This window comes from Moorena sp. SIO3I6, from assembly GCF_010672095.1.
The window spans coordinates 1-1,225 of sequence record NZ_JAAHHU010001491.1 but is presented as its reverse complement, the minus strand read 5'-3'; the positions used below and the strand labels follow the sequence as shown (position 1 = coordinate 1,225).

The 1,225-nt window shown below is 42.5% G+C and carries 1 protein-coding gene and 2 pseudogenes; 1 reads left to right on the top strand and 2 read right to left on the bottom strand.

The annotated features are described in order from the left end of the window. A pseudogene (locus F6K49_RS50570) lies at nucleotides 1–511 on the bottom strand (ShlB/FhaC/HecB family hemolysin secretion/activation protein); the annotation flags it as partial. A 308-nt stretch (nucleotides 512–819) separates the two neighbouring features. Here F6K49_RS50570 and F6K49_RS50565 point away from each other — a divergent pair. Further along, on the top strand, nucleotides 820–948 hold the full coding sequence (locus F6K49_RS50565; protein WP_269086980.1) for a hypothetical protein: 129 nt from the start codon (nucleotides 820–822) through the stop codon (nucleotides 946–948). A 79-nt stretch (nucleotides 949–1,027) separates the two neighbouring features. Here the strand turns inward: F6K49_RS50565 and F6K49_RS50560 are convergent. After that, nucleotides 1,028–1,225, bottom strand: a pseudogene (locus tag F6K49_RS50560) (DNA-binding protein); the annotation flags it as partial.

Here is a 1,225-nt window from a genome sequence, read left to right as displayed (position 1 = left end):
ATACCGTTGAGCCAATAATATTAAACCGTTTAATGAAAATTTGTTTTGGAATGTCCTCCAGAATTTCGTCCGGTAGATCAGGGCTAGGAGCAGATGGGTCAAGAAGTTCGTCCACAGGAGGAAGTTTCTGGGGAGGTTGGGGTTCTGGCGCTGGTTCCAGAGAGGGGGGTCTATCCGGCAGCCGATCCTCCGGCAGCTCTATACCCGGAGGTAGGTTTGGAGGTAGGGCTTGACTAATTTTTGCTGGGGCTGGAGGACTGAGGAGCTGGTTAATACCCATGGTGTTGAAATTTCTTACAGTGTCGCTCCCTAAAACCTGATTATCCCCTTTGTTCAAGTTCTCTGGAATTAGCACTGGCTCCTGTGGTAATGAATCCTTTACGAAAATTAGACTCTGATCATTAACAGCAGCTCCAGCTTCTAACGGTTTTAAAATTAGGCTACTGACAACTGCTAATGCACCCAAGGTTAACAAAGATGAACTCCTGACTACCGCAACAAATCTAAACATTACTTACCATATCGTAAATGTTTTTAGTAGGTAATAACTATGATTAGCTTTCCTGGTGCTAGAGTGACAAATAAAACGAACAGTAGTCAAGAGTAAGAGAATAAATTGACAATTAATGTAATATATCTGTAGATCTATCAGTATATCTAGGGATAACTTTTGCGTCCGCTGAATTTAACAAGTAAGTATATCTACGAATCATCTAGGGATAACTTTTGCGTCCGCTACTCTGAGTGAAGCATTTCTACTGTTTGATTTGAACAGTTTGCCAACAACATTAAACCAACTATACCAATGCTAAATGAATTGTGAGAATTTTTGTTCCCTTTTCCCTACTCCCTACTCCCTACTCCCTGTTCCCTTTGGTATACAGTAAACTTGACCGCAGTTGTCTACTTGCCAAATTTAAACCTACCCGTTCCTGTAGCCTGGCCTAAAGACCAAGAGAACGCCGAAGGCCAACACATTTCAAGCAGCTTCCATCTGGGATGCCACAAGCTCATACCGATACTGCAATTAACTAAACACTTTAGTGAGAATTTCGACAGAAGGGTCAACTTCTAGCCACACCGTAGCCCCACAATCCTTGGGACAATTGGGTTGATAGACTAACCGAGATGGACCCTTGATTTCTACATAATGACCGTAGGTGTTGCGGTTGCCTTGTTTGACAGTGAGCACAGGATTGTAGGTGTCGTACTTTTTATTTTGTTT